Here is a 15,663-nt window from a genome sequence, read left to right as displayed (position 1 = left end):
AAAATCAATAGGGGGGTAATTTAATTAAAATAAAATAAATATTGAAAAAAGTGCTCCCAATATATTTTGCAAGGACTTAAGGAAGATTTTGTTTTTATTTATTATCTATATATTTAATATTTTGATTTTTTGGCATAGATATATTCAATGCTTTTAGTGTGTTTTTATTTATGTACACTTCTGTTTCTGCTGAAATTTTAAGTGGCATATTGGATATATCCTTACCCTTTAGTACATCAACTGCCATGTTTCCTGCTTCATATCCTAGCTTATAATAATTAATTCCTACAGTAGCTAATGCTCCAGATTCCACTGAGCCTTTTTCAGATGCTATAACAGGTATTTTTGCCTCCAATGTGTTTTTTACTATTATAGGCATGGATGACACTATTAACTGATCAGTTGGCGCATACAAAACATCTATTTTCGTAAGCAAGCTGCTTATGGCACTATTAACCTCATTAGTATTTGTTACTCCAGAGGTAATAACTTCATATCCTTTAGCTGCCTTTTTTAGTTCGTTTACCTGTACTTCGGAATTCACTTCACTTGTATTATATAAAACTCCTATTCTTTTGACACTCGGCATCAATTGCTTTATTAACGCCAATTGTTTTTCCACTGGCAAATAATCCGAAGTACCTGAAACATTGGTTCCCGGCTTATTTAAAGATTTTACTATTCCAGCTTGCACAGGATCCGTAACAGCCGTAATTATTATTGGGATTTTTTTTGTAGCATTATATGCCCCCTGTGCTGAAGGAGTAGCGATAGCATAAATTAAATCCTTCTTTTCAGATGCAAACTTTTTGCCAATAATTTGAGCTGTAGTTATATCTCCTTGGGCATTTTGATAATCAATCTTTATATTGTCCCCCTCCTTATAACCCTTCTCCTCTAATGCTTTTATAAAGCCCTTGCGACTTTGATCTAGTGCAGTATATTCTACTATTTGACTTATACCTATATTTATAACTTTCTTCTTATCCACCTTTGCACATCCTGTTAACATACATGTAATTATTACTGCGATAGCTACTATTTTTTTCATAATACTCTCTCCTTTATACTGCGTATTCAAATTTTTTTAATATATTTTCTATTGTTAATTTTTTCTTCTCAGCTTGGTTTAAATCTAAAATAACTTCACCCTTGTGTAGCATTATTAGTCGGGTGCCATACTGGAGTGCATCCTTTAAATTATGAGTTATCATTATTGTAGTAATATTTTTTTCTTTTACAATCTTTTGAGTTAACTCCATTATCTCCTTAGATGTCTTTGGATCTAAGGCTGCAGTATGTTCATCTAGTAGCAATAACTTAGGAGTAGATAAACCTGCCATTATTAATGATAATGCTTGCCGTTGCCCCCCGGATAAATACTTTACCTCCACATCTAAAAGTTTTTTTAGATCTAGTGATACTCCATTTAAAAGCTCTTCCAATTCCTTAGTTTTATATCTAAGGCAATTTTTCAAATTAATTAATTTCCCTTTATTCAAAGCCAGAGATAAGTTTTCTCTAACGGTCATGGTTGGACATGTTCCTAAGGAGGAATTTTGAAAAACTCTACTTATATTTTCTGTTCTTTTATATTCAGGCATTTTAGTTAAATCATTTCCTTCAAGAAAAATATTACCTGAGGTTTCTTTAACTAATCCAGAAATTATATTTAATAATGTGGACTTACCTGTTCCATTGCTACCAATTATTATTATAAATTCCCCTTGTTTAACCTCTAGATTAATGTGCTTAAATAACACATTTTCACCTAAATATGAATTATAAAAACTTTTTGATAAATCTTGTATTTTTAACATTTAGTAGCCTCCTTACAGTTTTAGTTGTTCCACTTTTGTTTCTAGCACCAATTGTTATAAATAAAATTATTACAAAAGATGTGACCATTTTTAAATCCATAGGTGTAAGTCCAATATTCATAGCTAAATATATGGTGATTTGATAAATTAGAGTTCCTATAATCACACTACTTGTCTGTTTTATAAACTTTCCACTTTTAATAATAGATGCTCCAATGATTATAGAAGCAATACCTAAAACTAATGTACCTATACCCATAGATATATCTGAAAACCCTTGATATTGAGCCATCATACTTCCAGAAAAAGCTACAAGGCCATTAGATATCATAAGCCCAAATATCTTTATTTTTCCTATTTCTACTCCCAGTGATTTAATCATTTGTGGGTTATCCCCCACTCCTTTTAATGCATATCCCAATCCCGTTTTTAAAAACATATCAATGGTAATTTTAAATATTACAACAAAAATTAAAGCTACAATTAAAGGGTTAAAATTGAAAAATATATTTGTATCACTAAAAATAGGAATATTTGCTTTCCCCATAATCCGTAAATTTACAGAATATAAAATTCCCATTACTAAAATACCTGAAAGTAAATTTGATATTTTAAATTTAACATGCAGTATTCCTGTGAGTAAACCCGCTATACATCCTGCAACTAGAGCAAGTACTGAACCTAAAATAGGAGAAATTCCACTTTTTAAGGTTACAGCTATTATTGCTGCTCCCAAGGAAAAACTTCCATCAACTGATAAATCAGGGAAGTCTAAAATTTTATAACTTATATACACCCCCAATACCATAATTGATAAAATTAAACCTTGTACTAGTACTCCTGCTACAACTTCCATAAAAAAAACCTCCTTTTTAAAATTTAGGTAAGATATTTAAAGTACAAAAAAAGTCACATGGAAGTCCATGTGACTTAGGATAATAATCAAAAAAGCCACATAGATAATCTATGTGGCTTTTTTCATATTACTAATGAAAAACTTACAATCATAGCCAACATAGATACAAATCATTTGATGCAAGCATCAATGGACCTGTACCTATGCTTAATTTGCAGGTACAAATCCTATCTAAATTGGCTAGTAAAGACAAATTGTGTTTTTTGATTTAATAAGTTTTTCATAATTAATCTCCCCTTAAAAAAATATTATATTTATAATATCACTACTTTTATAAATAATCAAGCTTATTTTTCCTTAAGGAAGAAATAATGCAGGATTTTAAATATTTTTATTATACTACTGAACGATTTTCATAATCATTACCCAATAAGTCTTCGCTTTTTTCTGTAATATATTCCTTGCATAGCAAGGCTCTAATATATCCCCTGTCATTAGTGGTGGATTCTATATAGAAACCTCTTCCATAATAAAATCTAATAAGTGAAAACATTCTGGATGCAGTATGAAGATATAAAGATGTAATCCCGAGTTCCTTCATTGAATTGTCAATTGCATTCATTAATATTTTCCCGATACCGTTATTTTGATGTGAGGCTGAAACGCCAAATCTACTTAAATAAGCAGTTCCATCAGGCTTGATTTCAATTCTCACACTGCCAATAACTTCTTCGTTATATAGAGCTACAAAAACTTCAGTAGTTTCTATAGCCTTTTTTACTTCCTCATAAGTTTCATTAAGAGGTGCAATAAGTTCTGTAATTGATGCATTTACCGTATACATTTTAAAAGATTCTCCTGCGAGTATTCGTATTTCTTCAATGTCGCTAGTAAAAGCTTTTCTAACTTCAAAAGACATTTTTTCCATGGATCTACCTCCCCCATATCACATTATTTCTGTGAGTAATTATATATAATTTTTAATCAAAAAACAACATATTTTTCGTTAAGAACATGTTAAAACTTTTTTAAAAAACTCATTGTGTATTTAAATCGGATTTAAATATCCTCAGGGTAGTATTATCTGAATTTTTAGGTTAAAATATTGTATGTTTATTATACAAGAATGAGGTATAAGATTTGAATATTAGCGAAGTAATAAATCAATATATAGATTCTATAAAAGAATTAAGAAAAAAATTGAATGTTAACGCTGAATTATCTTTTGTGGAATTTAATACTCAAAGTATTATTCTTGATTTTCTAAAAGACTTAGATGTAAATAGTATTACTCATGCCTGTGGACATGATTGAATTGGATTTCATGTATGGCCTAATGTACCTGTAGGAATCATAGAAGTTATAGCATAACAAATTTTATACTTTCTATGGATTACTAAAATTATAAACATAATATTAATATAGCAGAGAGCCATCGCCATTTGGAGTATATTTAAATTCTTAGGCTGATGGCTTTGGGTGGCGGGGTGATATTCTTCATTTTGTAGATTCTTAACTTAATGATATGCCCTTTTTATATATTCTTTGCAATTGTCTTATGTGCTTTTTTCTTCTTTGTGGTTTTATGTTTAAACTCATGAGACATTACGCTTATATTTCCGTCTACTTCTAATACTGCTAAATCTACTTGACCTACCACTGCTACTCCATGCTCTCTGATTACTTCCATAATTTCATTCATTGAGATTTTAGATTTAGTCATATTTTTTTTATTAATTTTACCATGATAAATTAGTAGCAATGGTTCTCCCTGAATTAACTTGTTAAATTTGGAAAATCGATACATTACCAGTTTAAATAAATAATTCACAACAAATAATGAAGTTGCTGCAACCATTCCGCCACATAGTGATGAATCTGTACCCACCATTGCATTCTGAACAGCATTACTAATAAGTAAAATAAAAACTAAATCAACCACAGATAATTGAGCTAATTCATTTTTACCAAAAAACCTTATAGCAACTACAATAAAAATATATACACTTACAGAACTTAAGATAATTTTTAAATATGGAAATATTAGCGCCATCATAATTCACCTCACTTACTGAATCTTTCTATAACTATACTTTCATTTATGATTATGGCCAAGTATCCGGTTAGTTATGTGTTTTTCATATAATTCTTAATTATAATATATTATATTTAAATTCTCCATTAAAGACGTACTTATTGGATATCCTGTCTATCGTAACCCTTCTGTCACCAAAACTTAATCTTATTTTAACTTCCTATTTTAAATATAATGTTAGAATGTATTTATGTTAAGGTTATAAACTATTAAAAGCATTTAGTAACATATGCTTTTTATAATAAACTTATAATGGGAAGTGAGGATTATACAAATGAAAAAAATAAAGATTACTATTATTTCGTCAATTTCAATTATTGCTTTGGGAGTGGCTGTTTTTTGGGGATATATATATGTCAAGACTAAAGAATGGGAGGCCATAGTATACCCTAATACTAAAATTGAGGATATAGATCTTTCAGGAAGAACCCTTGATGAATCAAAGAGGTTAATTACACAAAAATATGGAGATGCAATACTAAAAAAGAATATAACTATAAAAACATCTAATAAGGACTACAAATTGAACTATTCAAAATTAAATGCACGATACAATATTGAAGATATAGTAAAACAAGCCTTCGATTATGGGAAAAATTTAAATTTATTTGATAAATATAAAGTGATAAAGAACCCTGCAGCCCATCAATATAATTTAAAATTTATTTATGATCCAGCGCCAATAAAGAAATTTATTTCTACCATAAAGAAGGAGGTAGAAATTGGGTCAAAAGATGCAAGTATTTCACTAATAAATGATAATTTTCAAATTACTCCCGATAAAAAAGGAATAAAACTTTTAGACGACAAACTAGAAAAAATTATACTGAGCAATGTAAATGGAAATATTAATTCTAATGATATAGTTGAATCTGCACCAACAGAAAAAATTTTAGCTAATATTACTAGTGATAAACTTGAAAATATTGATGCTAAGATTTCTTCTTTTAGTACAAGCTATACCTCTTCCGATTCTGCTAGGTCAACCAATATTGAGCTTTCTGCCAAAAGTATAAATAGTAAACTACTAATGCCTGGAGAAACCTTTAGTTTTAACAAAACTGTTGGAAATAGTTCAACTGACAGAGGATATAAATTAGCTCCAGTAATAGTGGGTAAAAAGTTAGAATTAGCTTCTGGTGGAGGAGTATGCCAAGTTTCAACTACTCTTTATAATGCCATATTAAGGGCCAACATCCCTTCTGTGGAAAGGTACAAGCATTCCTTACATTCTAGCTATATTGGTGTAGGTATGGATGCTACAATTGCTTACGGCATTCTGGATTATAGATTTAAGAATACGCATCCTTATCCTATATATATAGAAGCTATAACACAAAACAAAAATGTAACATTTAATGTTTACTCAAATTCAAGTCTTAACAATAAAAAATATGAAATTGTTAATGAAGTTGTAGGCAAGAATGTAAAAGTATATAGAACTACCTATAAAAATAGTAAGTTACTATCAAAAGATTTACTTTATACAGATAGCCTTACATAAAATTTTCTATTATTATAACAATAAGATAATTAATAAAAGTCTTACTGATTATTATTATCACTTGACAACTAATATCATTTGAGTTATTATAATAGCATAATAAACTTTACTATTAGGAGGAATTAATTATGAAATTTGAATTACCAAAACTATCTTATGAATACAGTTCACTTGAACCTTATATAGATGCTCAAACAATGGAAATACATCACAGTAAACATCACCAGGCTTATGTAAATAACTTAAATGCAGCTTTAGATAAATATCCAGAGCTCTATGATAAAGGCTTAGAATGGTTATTAAAAAATCTAGAGGAGATTCCATCTGATATACGAATGGCTGTTAGAAATAATGGAGGAGGTCACCTTAATCACAGTATGTTTTGGAATGTTATGTCACCAGGTAAAATGGGCACACCAAAATCAGAACTAAGCAAAGCTATTGATGAAAAATTTGGAAGTTTCCAAGTATTTAAAGATGATTTTGCAAAAGCAGCAACAACTAGATTCGGAAGTGGTTGGGCCTTTCTTGTAATAAATAAAAACAAAGAACTTGAAGTTATTTCAACACCAAACCAAGATAATCCAATTAGTGAAGGATTTATACCTATCTTAGGCTTAGATGTTTGGGAACATGCATATTATTTGAAATTCCAAAACAGACGTCCTGACTATATTTCTGAGTGGTGGAACGTAGTTAATTGGGACTATGTATCCGAACTATATCTAAATGCTATAAAATAAAACTAAAAAGCAAGGTTGTGAGTGATTAAATCTCACACAACCCTGCTTTTTATTTTGTCTCTATAATCTTTTAAACATTGTAACCAATGGAGATACGTTTATGGTCTAAATTAAGATTTCTACCAATTAGTCTATTTTTTAGCTTGACTTAATGCATCCTTAACTGCACTAATAATTCCTTCACTGCTGTATGTGGCCCCAGAAATTGTGTCTACAGTAGCTGATTGAGCTGAAATTATTTCAGATACTATTTCACGTTCAACCCTGCTATAAAATTTTGGCGTGTCTTGATTTGATACTGTTTCAACATTAGTAATTTTATTATCTTTTACTGTAACTGCAATTTCAGTTGTACCGCCTTTAAACCCAGTACCAGCTCCTGTATATGTTCCATTGGTATAATTGCTCTGATTTATTGTAGTTGAACTAGCACTTTCATTTGCATTATTAGTACTTGATTCCTTTGAACTATCCGTTGTACTTGTTGAAGCGTTACTAGCGTCTGAAGTTGTTATATCCTCATATTTTTGAGGTGTGTTATTTATACTAGCACTTACAGAAGTACTAGTTTGTTTTGTTAATTTACTTTGAGCTAATGCCTCTGCTCCTAAATTGTTAAGGTTATAAAGTCCTACCATAGCAACTATTGCTACAGAACTAGCCAGTTCAGGATTTACATTTTCACCAAAAACATTTAACTGAGTATTATTCCTAGGGCATGCTTCGATACACTTTAAACAGTTAATACAATCTCCACCACGTATACTTTCAACTTTATAAAGAGATAGTGCCATTGAACAATTATTTGTACATAATCTGCACTTTCCGCATTTATCAGTGGGCTTTTTAATTTTTAATATACCTATTCTAGAAAATATATTAAAAACAGCTCCTAAGGGGCATAAATACCTACAGAAAAATCTTTCTATAAAGAAAGCTCCTATTGTTATTAAAGCTAATAGTATAAATCCAATAGTATAATCAGATAGTACCTGGGGGAAATTCGTTATTTGCGCAAAAGCATCCCAAGGACTAGTCGTTTCTAGAACTTTACTTCCCATACTCCATACAAGAACTACAAGTAATAGTAGAACTACATATTTTGCGTATTTTAACACAGCATCTACTTTCTCATTTACTTTAAAATTAATCTTAAATACATTTTTAGACAATAAATGGAGCAAATCATTATAGGTTCCAAAAGCACAAACCCAGCCGCAGAAAAACCTACCAAGTACAATGGTTATAATTATAACTGTTGTGAACTCAACTAAACTAGGGAAAGCTTGAAGGAAATTGAAATCACCTTTAATAATCATTTGATATATACTTTTAAATCCTGAAAATGCTAATATAAATAATCCCGGTGATAAAACAAATAAAATCAATTGTATTATTAGTCTAAATATTTGTATTTTCTTTATCTTTTTTTTCATTTTTACATTTCCTCCCAAATACTGTTTTACATGCAAATTCATCATTAGCAAGTGTAAAGTTTTCTCTTATTCCCTTAATATACAAAAATCAGTTTATTTAGTTTCTATATTTTAATTATATCTACTGTAAATGTCAGTGAGGTGTCAACCTAATGTTTATTTTGTGTGTTTTTTATAAATTTTTAAAGTACCATTAAGGCAACTAGGGCCTAAAAAATATCAAAACAAAAGTGGTGCTGGCTTAATTATAACTGGCATTACTTATGTTGAAAATGGCAATGACATGCTGGACGCTCAAGAAAGACCTAGATTAATTTACATTAACCTAGGTCTAAGTTTTATCTTATTAATTGAACTTTTCTAATATCCTCAATGAAGGATTTTCGCTAATTAAATTTTCATGTTCTATAATGCTTTAAGTGCCACTGTGTTTAATAAACTCCATGGTTTATTGAAGTGTGGCTGGAAGAAGAAATCTGTCATTGCCAATTCTTCTATGGTCATATTGTTTTGTATTACCACAGATAAAGTATTCATATGCTGAGTCAAGTCCTCCTCAGATATTATTTGTCCTCCAAGTATTCTCCTTGTATTTTTTTCATATACGAGCTTTAACATAGCTTCACTAAAGGTTGGCATAAACTCTGGTCTATTATTCTCATTTATAGTTACGCAGCCTATATCCATAGATGTAGTATGTTTTGCTACCTCCTCAGTAAGACCAGTGGATGCAATGCACTTGTCATATATCTTTATTCCTGAGGTTCCTTGGGTACCCATATACTTAAGAGTTGGCTCAACTAAATTTTTAGCTACAAGAGTCCCCATTCTAACTGCATTTGTTGCTAGTGGTATATATCGCTTATCCTTTGCTGGGTTATATTCTACCACACAACAATCCCCTGCTGCATATACTCCCTCAGCACTAGTTCTCATATACTCATCTATTATTATTGCTCCATTTGGAAGAGCGTCTAATTTATCCTTAACAATCATTGTATTTGGTACAAATCCTATACAAAGTACAACTAAATCTGCTTCTATAGTGTTTTTATCAGTAACTACTTTGGCTATTTTTCCATCTTCTCCTTCAAATTTTTGAACCTTTTCCCCTAATATTAGGTTTATTCCGTGGCCCTTAAATTCTCCTTCTGCTATATCTGTAAACTCTTTATCAAGGTACTTACTCATTATTCTATCTTCTGCATCAATTAGAGTTACATTCTTACCCTTTATTTCAAAAGCTTCAGCTAGTTCCACTCCTATATATCCTGCACCTATAATTACTACATTCTTAGCTTCATTAGATTTTTCTATAATTGTCTTCGCATGATCATAGTTCTTACAAAGTAATATATTTTCAAGGTTCTTGCCTTCAAAATTAGGAACTATTGGCCATGATCCTAAGGTAAGAACTATTTTATCGTATTTTTCTTTTACTATATCATTATTTTTTAGGTTTTTAGCTGTAATAGTTTTCCCTTCTATATCTATATCCGTTACATCATAACTCATTCTCATATTTATTCCATTTTTTCTCAAGTTTTCTACGGAATTATAAAATAATTTTTCTGGTTCATTAACTATACCTGAAACGCTTAAAGCTATACCACAGGAAAGAAAGGATACATTATCATTCCTTTCATAGACAGTGATTTCACTATCTGGATAAAGCTCCCTTGCGTTTACTACAACTGCTGTGCCTGCATGAGTACATCCTACAACCGCAATTTTCATATATATTGGCCTCCCTTAATTTTTAATTTTTCACAAAAGACAATTTTTATTAAATTATTATTTTTCTTTAATGATATTATTTATCACTTAATATTGATTACTTATAATATAACCCTATTTTCCTGTTTTTTCAATATTGATTTTAGCCCCTATACTCAAATAAGATTTACTATACCCATGTTTGCTTTAATACTAACAAAATTTCGCAAAGATTCGATGATAATAAAAAAATAACACCCTTATCAATCCGGTGTTATTTGGAAATATCTAATATTAATTTTAAAGATACAGTTTTATCTACTTTAATACACCCTTAAATGTGAGTAACTTTTTAGATAACGTTTACCTCCAACCATTCACCAATATAGTGTAACAATGACAATGGCTCAAAATTTAGTTTTATACACTTAATTTTAAGCCAGTCAACTTTATTTATATTTTTTTTGTTTTGATTTATCAAAAATGATTATTAGCACAAGACCTAAGATTATAATAATTAGTAATACCAAATTGATTACTGAAAATTGAATTTTATTTATATGAATTCCTTCCCGAATAATTGAAGCAGGTACTGTCTTTAATCTCTGGAAACCATAAAGTACCATGGCATAAATTGTACAAATAAACAAATTAGCAGTGGTAAATACAACACTTAGTTTAAGTTGTTTTCTTCTTGGAATTAGACTTAAAATTACAGATAAAAGGATGAAGGTTACAAAAAATATGTAACCTATATTTATCCTCATTTCAAGCCATTCACTTTTAAAACTGGTAATTGCAATTACCAGTGCCCATAAAAAACTATTATAAATAATATTTAAATATTTCATATAACACCGTAAGTTTCAATTATTTAGCAAGACGAAAAGTAACTGTTACTACTTTTCCATCTTCTGGTAACACGTCTTCATCTCCATAGAATTTAACAACTTTGTTTTGTGTAGTTCCAGTTGGATATGCTGCATCACTTGTAATACCTGTTGCACAGCTATCTAAACAAAGTACACATCCAGTATTGTTTTTCTTAGCACTTTCAAGGTTTCCACCAAAACGTAAATCCATTGGTTTTTCTACGCTTGCTTTGATAATATCCGCAAAGGGAATTTCTTTATCTTGTCCTTCCCAAGTTACTACGGCGTTTAACTTGTCTCCATCAACAGCTACTCCTTTATCTGCGGTTGCTTTCATATCTGCTGCTTTTAAGTTATTTCCAGGTTTAGCTCCGATATCAAGTAATGCTTGATGGAATTCTTTTTCATCTGCCAAACCACGAAGAACTGATTTTTCGCCATTGGACCCTTTTGCAAAAACAATACCATGACGAGTTGCTTCTTTAAAATACTTACCATTTACTTCACAAAGCATTTTAATTTCCTTTGCCTCTTTGTTAACTACTAATACTTTTGCCTCAGTTTTTGATGCTTTTGGTGCTACTTTTGGTGCTACTTTACTACAAGCTGCAAGTGAGAATATAAGTGAAGCTACTAATAAAACGGTTAATACTTTTTTCATTGTCATAATTATTCAATCTCCTCTTAATTTATATTTTTTTTATTAAACATCTGTAAAATAGATTATTTATTTACAGTTGATTTTTTCTTTTGTTTTTCTACATAAATTTGCCTAAACAATATAACTAATGCAGATAGTGCAAATAAACATAATAAGCCTGTTACAAACAATTTTGCTCCTCCAGTTAACATACTTCCTACATAGGAATAAATAATTGTTGCAGGTAATTGCCCTATACCCGTTGCAATAAAGAATGAACCAAATGACATAGAAGTTAAACCTGCTGCATAACTTACAATATCAAAAGAAATAAAGGGTAATAACCTGGCTATCAAAATACTTATTTTACCATGCTTTATAAAAAATTTATCAATTTGTTCTAGTCCTGTTTTGCTTGTCAATTTGATTACAACATCTCGTCCTAAAACCCTAGCGATATAAAAACAAACTACTGCCCCCGCCATGGCACTAGTCCATGAAAGAAGTGCTCCTTGCCACCAACCAAATAGGTTTACATTAGCAAAAGTAATTAAGAAGGCAGGTAGTGGTGCGGCTATAGATTGGAATATCATTAATAAAAAAGAAATAACTGCCGCATAAGCTCCATAGGATGCTACAAATGCACTAACAAGTGTAAAATCTCCACTTGCAAACATTTTAAAGATGGTATTAAATGATTCCTTTATAGTTGGGACAAGTAAATAACTTAAAACTAAAATTAAAAGTAGTAGGATTATTATAATTTTACTAATCCTACTCTTTTTCTTATTAGGTGTGTTTTCCATTTTTTCGCTCCTTAATTTAATATTATAGTCTTTTATTTTAAAATTCCTTTTTCCATTTCATAGGTTTTTTGTGTGTAATCTAAAAGACCAATATTATGTGTACTTATTAAAATTGTTGTTCCCTTAGAGCTAATTTCTTTAAAGAATTTCATAATCATTTTTGAGTTTTCAGGATCTAAATTACTTGTAGGCTCGTCTGCTATAATTATTTTGGGATTATTTATTAATCCTCGTATAATGGAAACTCTTCTTAGTTCACCGCTCGAAAGCCTGGCTGGATATTCCTCCTCCATTCCTTTCAGTCCCACCTCCTCTAAGAGTTCCATTGCCCTATCTTTCACTGTTTTTTTTCTAGTTGATAAATATGCAGGCATACATACATTATCTAGAATTGTAAAGTTCGATAATAAATTTTGTCCCTGCAATACATATCCTATTTTTTCATTTCTTAGAAGGGCTAATTCATTTTTATTTTTTCCGAAAATTTCACTTCCATCAATGAAAACCTCCCCTGATGTAGGTTTAAGTAACCCTGCTACCATATTAAGCAAAGTGCTTTTTCCACAACCAGAGGGACCCACTATAGATGCAAACTCCCCCTCTGAAATTGATAAATTCACATCATTAACTGCTAAGAATATTTCATCTTTTCTTTTATATTCTTTGCTTAGGTTTTTTATTTCTAAAATCATTATTCATTCTCCCTTATGAGCACATAAGGCTCTTCTTTACTTATTTTATAGGCAGAATAAAAAGAAGCTACAAAACCTGTTAGCACAGATACTAGCATGCATTTACTAGATACCAATAATACCTCTGTAAATGTCATTTCGAAATATGAAATTCCAAAACTCATACCAATGAAATTTCTAAATAACAATAGTAATCCTTCTGATACCAAAACCCCAAGGACTCCTCCAATGATACTAATAATCAATGCTTCAATTATTATCATAGAAAAAATTTGTCTGCCATTGGCACCTAAGGTATATAGAATTCCAAATTCTCTTTTTCTTTCATTAATAGTAATAGTAAAAATACTGATTAAGGCCATAGCCGTAGCTATAAATAATATTACAATTAGTACGCTACTATAAGATGTAAACTTTTTAAGTTCTGCAGCTATTCCACTAAAAAGACTATTTGCCGTATGTACTGCAATATCATCATCATTATATACATGTTGAATTTCAACAGCTAATTTATCAGGAGAATAACCTTCATCTGCGTCTATGGCTATCATGGATATTAAATTTTCGCTATTATCTAATTTTAAGTTATTATTGGCACTCTTAGAATTTGCAAGCTCAAAGGCAGTATCGAAACTCATAAATACAGAATTATCATATCCCATTGAAGTTTTTGAAAGCTTTGCAGCAACCTGAAATTCTGTATTATAAAAAGTAACTTTTTCCCCTACTTTGGCAATAACATCATGACCAACCACAACTTGTCCTTTTTTTAATTCTAGGTTTCCTTGAGTTTTTAACCAAGGCTCTATAAGAAAATCAGTTTTTGGATCAATAGCAATTAATTGTACTGCTGCCTCACAACAAGCTGCTTCCAAAGTAGCTAAATACAGCTGTGGTGAAATCTTATTTACCCCTTTTACTCCTTGTAATTTATTTACCCACTGACGATCAAAATAAATTGTGCAAGGTTTTCCCATAAATAATGACTCCTGTAGCTCTTTCGAATTCCTATTCGGAACAACAATTACCTCAGCGCCCATTCTTTCGGTTGTATTTATAATTCCTCTTTCCATATTCATCATTAACATAGTACTAAAAAATAATGCAAACGTCTGCAAAAAAACAAAGAATATCATAAATCCATTACGAAAGGCTCTATGCTTTATATTCTGCAGGGAGATGGAGAAAATATTTAAGTCCTTGTGTTTTTTCATTTTATTTTAATTCCTCTTCATTCGTTTAAATAAGGATATACAACTAAAAATGGAAACAATTGTGGTAAATCCTCCAATAATATAAATACATGGAAAACTCATGCTTTGGCACATCATTGTTTTTTCATACAACCACCAATAAGAACACTTGGAATTAAAATAGCCATAACTCCCAAAGCACTGGTCATTATACAAATACCAAGCTGAATTTCCTGTGATTTAAAAGATAGTGTAGCAATTCCTGCTACTATAAGCATAATTCCAATTGAAATTTCTGCCTGTGCTGACCACCAGCATTTCATAACTGTTTCCCCTTTATGACAAACTGCAAATAATGTATGGGGTCCTATCGCAAGTAACACCCCTATAATAATAAAATAAATACCGTATATTACTCTTTTTTTCATTTTTACTCCTTTATACTTTCATATTTATTAAAGATTAACGCATAAGTATACTATCAATGTTCTTTATAGTTGTCCAATAGATATCTTCTATGTTTATAGCTATATCTATAGATAAATCTAATAATCATTTTCCTAGTCTGGCATTACTGTCGCTTTATTTATTCTGTAGAGCTTCTTAAGCTTCCTGTAAAATATGGAGCAGATATCGATATAAAGGATAAATTAATGATGGAATCAGATAATTTATCCTTTACAAAAATTAGTTAATTTATTGTTTTCAATAATAAAAATAAGACTCAGTATATTTATATACTAAGCCTTATTTCTAAATCCTTACATATTATTAAGATGAACCACATGAATAATATTTCACAATTTAATTTCTATTTCCAATCATATTCTTAATATTCATCTATATTTTTCAATTATCTTATCTCAATAACTCCACCTTTCATACCAGAACTTGCCATGCTTGTATACATTCCAAGTACACCTTTTGTATATTTAGGCGGTTTTGGTTTCCATTCTTTTTTTCTTTCATTTAGTATATCTTGAATTTCTTCTAATGATTTTTCTTCTCCATTGATTCCTATAATGTTTATACTTCTATGCTCTATATTAATATGGATTGTATCTCCATCTTTAACAAGAGCTATTGGTCCTCTATATAAAGTAATATCTACTTTTCTACCCACACTACATATAACATAAGTTTAAATTATAAGAAATGGCAAAACAAATTGTATTGAGAATTCGTTAATATCCCCCGGAGAATTTTCCTAAGAAGCTTGCCACTAAGGTTACATTTTAACCTTGATATGTTAAAATAATATTATAAAAGCAATAAACTGATTTTAAAGCT

Annotated in this window: 17 protein-coding genes; 3 read left to right on the top strand and 14 right to left on the bottom strand. The window is 30.2% G+C overall.

From position 1 onward, the window contains the following. Nucleotides 1-94: 94 nt before the first annotated feature. The 4 genes from Ctaglu_RS12725 to Ctaglu_RS12710 all read right to left on the bottom strand — a co-directional run bounded on the left by Ctaglu_RS12725 (nucleotide 95) and on the right by Ctaglu_RS12710 (nucleotide 3,604). A complete protein-coding gene (locus Ctaglu_RS12725) occupies nucleotides 95-1,051 on the bottom strand; it encodes an ABC transporter substrate-binding protein (RefSeq protein WP_125002218.1) in 957 nt (318 codons plus the stop codon). Between the two features lie 13 nt (nucleotides 1,052-1,064). Then, nucleotides 1,065-1,820, bottom strand: a complete 756-nt coding sequence (locus Ctaglu_RS12720) for an ABC transporter ATP-binding protein (protein WP_125002216.1) — start codon at nucleotides 1,818-1,820, stop codon at nucleotides 1,065-1,067. Further along, nucleotides 1,783-2,676 carry an ABC transporter permease gene (locus Ctaglu_RS12715; RefSeq protein ID WP_125002214.1) on the bottom strand — a complete coding sequence of 298 codons (894 nt, stop codon included), beginning with the start codon at nucleotides 2,674-2,676 and terminating at the stop codon, nucleotides 1,783-1,785. Before Ctaglu_RS12715 ends, Ctaglu_RS12720 begins: the two co-directional genes overlap by 38 nt. Nucleotides 2,677-3,070: 394 nt before the next feature. Continuing rightward, nucleotides 3,071-3,604 carry a GNAT family N-acetyltransferase gene (locus Ctaglu_RS12710; protein ID WP_125002212.1) on the bottom strand — a complete coding sequence of 178 codons (534 nt, stop codon included), beginning with the start codon at nucleotides 3,602-3,604 and terminating at the stop codon, nucleotides 3,071-3,073. A gap of 212 nt (nucleotides 3,605-3,816) precedes the next feature. Between Ctaglu_RS12710 and Ctaglu_RS25215 the strand changes: the two genes are divergently transcribed. Beyond that, nucleotides 3,817-3,990 carry a hypothetical protein gene (locus Ctaglu_RS25215; protein WP_185732700.1) on the top strand — a complete coding sequence of 58 codons (174 nt, stop codon included), beginning with the start codon at nucleotides 3,817-3,819 and terminating at the stop codon, nucleotides 3,988-3,990. A gap of 220 nt (nucleotides 3,991-4,210) precedes the next feature. Here Ctaglu_RS25215 and Ctaglu_RS12705 read toward each other — a convergent pair whose 3' ends face one another. Next, nucleotides 4,211-4,732 (bottom strand): DUF421 domain-containing protein, encoded by a 522-nt coding sequence (locus Ctaglu_RS12705; protein ID WP_207669476.1) that lies wholly within the window; start codon nucleotides 4,730-4,732, stop codon nucleotides 4,211-4,213. 313 nt (nucleotides 4,733-5,045) lie between these two features. Between Ctaglu_RS12705 and Ctaglu_RS12700 the strand changes: the two genes are divergently transcribed. Beyond that, nucleotides 5,046-6,275 carry a VanW family protein gene (locus Ctaglu_RS12700; RefSeq protein WP_125002210.1) on the top strand — a complete coding sequence of 410 codons (1,230 nt, stop codon included), beginning with the start codon at nucleotides 5,046-5,048 and terminating at the stop codon, nucleotides 6,273-6,275. A 128-nt stretch (nucleotides 6,276-6,403) separates the two neighbouring features. Further along, nucleotides 6,404-7,018, top strand: a complete 615-nt coding sequence (locus Ctaglu_RS12695) for a superoxide dismutase (RefSeq protein WP_125002208.1) — start codon at nucleotides 6,404-6,406, stop codon at nucleotides 7,016-7,018. Nucleotides 7,019-7,149: 131 nt separating this feature from the next. On the opposite strand, the gene Ctaglu_RS12690 is transcribed toward Ctaglu_RS12695, so the two are convergent. The 9 genes from Ctaglu_RS12690 to Ctaglu_RS12650 form a co-directional block, all read right to left on the bottom strand. Further along, on the bottom strand, nucleotides 7,150-8,454 hold the full coding sequence (locus tag Ctaglu_RS12690; RefSeq protein WP_125002206.1) for a 4Fe-4S binding protein: 1,305 nt from the start codon (nucleotides 8,452-8,454) through the stop codon (nucleotides 7,150-7,152). 405 nt (nucleotides 8,455-8,859) lie between these two features. Continuing rightward, nucleotides 8,860-10,191: an FAD-dependent oxidoreductase gene (locus Ctaglu_RS12685; RefSeq protein ID WP_125002204.1), complete on the bottom strand. Its 1,332-nt coding sequence runs from the start codon at nucleotides 10,189-10,191 to the stop codon at nucleotides 8,860-8,862. Between the two features lie 428 nt (nucleotides 10,192-10,619). Then, a complete protein-coding gene (locus tag Ctaglu_RS12680; RefSeq protein WP_125002202.1) occupies nucleotides 10,620-11,021 on the bottom strand; it encodes a hypothetical protein in 402 nt (133 codons plus the stop codon). A gap of 19 nt (nucleotides 11,022-11,040) precedes the next feature. Next, complete coding sequence (locus Ctaglu_RS12675; protein WP_125002201.1) at nucleotides 11,041-11,709, bottom strand: YdjY domain-containing protein; 669 nt, start codon at nucleotides 11,707-11,709, stop codon at nucleotides 11,041-11,043. A gap of 56 nt (nucleotides 11,710-11,765) precedes the next feature. Next, the gene (locus Ctaglu_RS12670) at nucleotides 11,766-12,488 is read right to left on the bottom strand and encodes a TVP38/TMEM64 family protein (RefSeq protein ID WP_125002199.1); all 723 of its coding nucleotides are present in this window, start codon (nucleotides 12,486-12,488) and stop codon (nucleotides 11,766-11,768) included. Nucleotides 12,489-12,520: 32 nt separating this feature from the next. Then, entirely contained in the window at nucleotides 12,521-13,180 is a 660-nt protein-coding gene (locus Ctaglu_RS12665; protein WP_125002197.1) for an ABC transporter ATP-binding protein, read from the bottom strand. Further along, a complete protein-coding gene (locus tag Ctaglu_RS12660; protein WP_125002195.1) occupies nucleotides 13,180-14,394 on the bottom strand; it encodes an ABC transporter permease in 1,215 nt (404 codons plus the stop codon). The genes Ctaglu_RS12665 and Ctaglu_RS12660 overlap by 1 nt, the downstream gene beginning before the upstream one ends. Before the next feature lie 113 nt (nucleotides 14,395-14,507). Further along, entirely contained in the window at nucleotides 14,508-14,801 is a 294-nt protein-coding gene (locus tag Ctaglu_RS12655; RefSeq protein WP_125002193.1) for a DUF4418 family protein, read from the bottom strand. 425 nt (nucleotides 14,802-15,226) lie between these two features. Beyond that, nucleotides 15,227-15,496, bottom strand: a complete 270-nt coding sequence (locus Ctaglu_RS12650) for a dihydroxy-acid dehydratase domain-containing protein (protein ID WP_233439768.1) — start codon at nucleotides 15,494-15,496, stop codon at nucleotides 15,227-15,229. Between the last annotated feature and the right edge of the window lie 167 nt (nucleotides 15,497-15,663).

The sequence above is a fragment of the Clostridium tagluense genome (assembly GCF_003865095.1).
In the GTDB taxonomy this organism is placed as follows: Bacteria; Bacillota; Clostridia; order Clostridiales; family Clostridiaceae; genus Clostridium_AD; species Clostridium_AD tagluense.
Note: the sequence above shows the minus strand (reverse complement) of the source record. Positions and strands in the feature narration are given on the sequence as shown.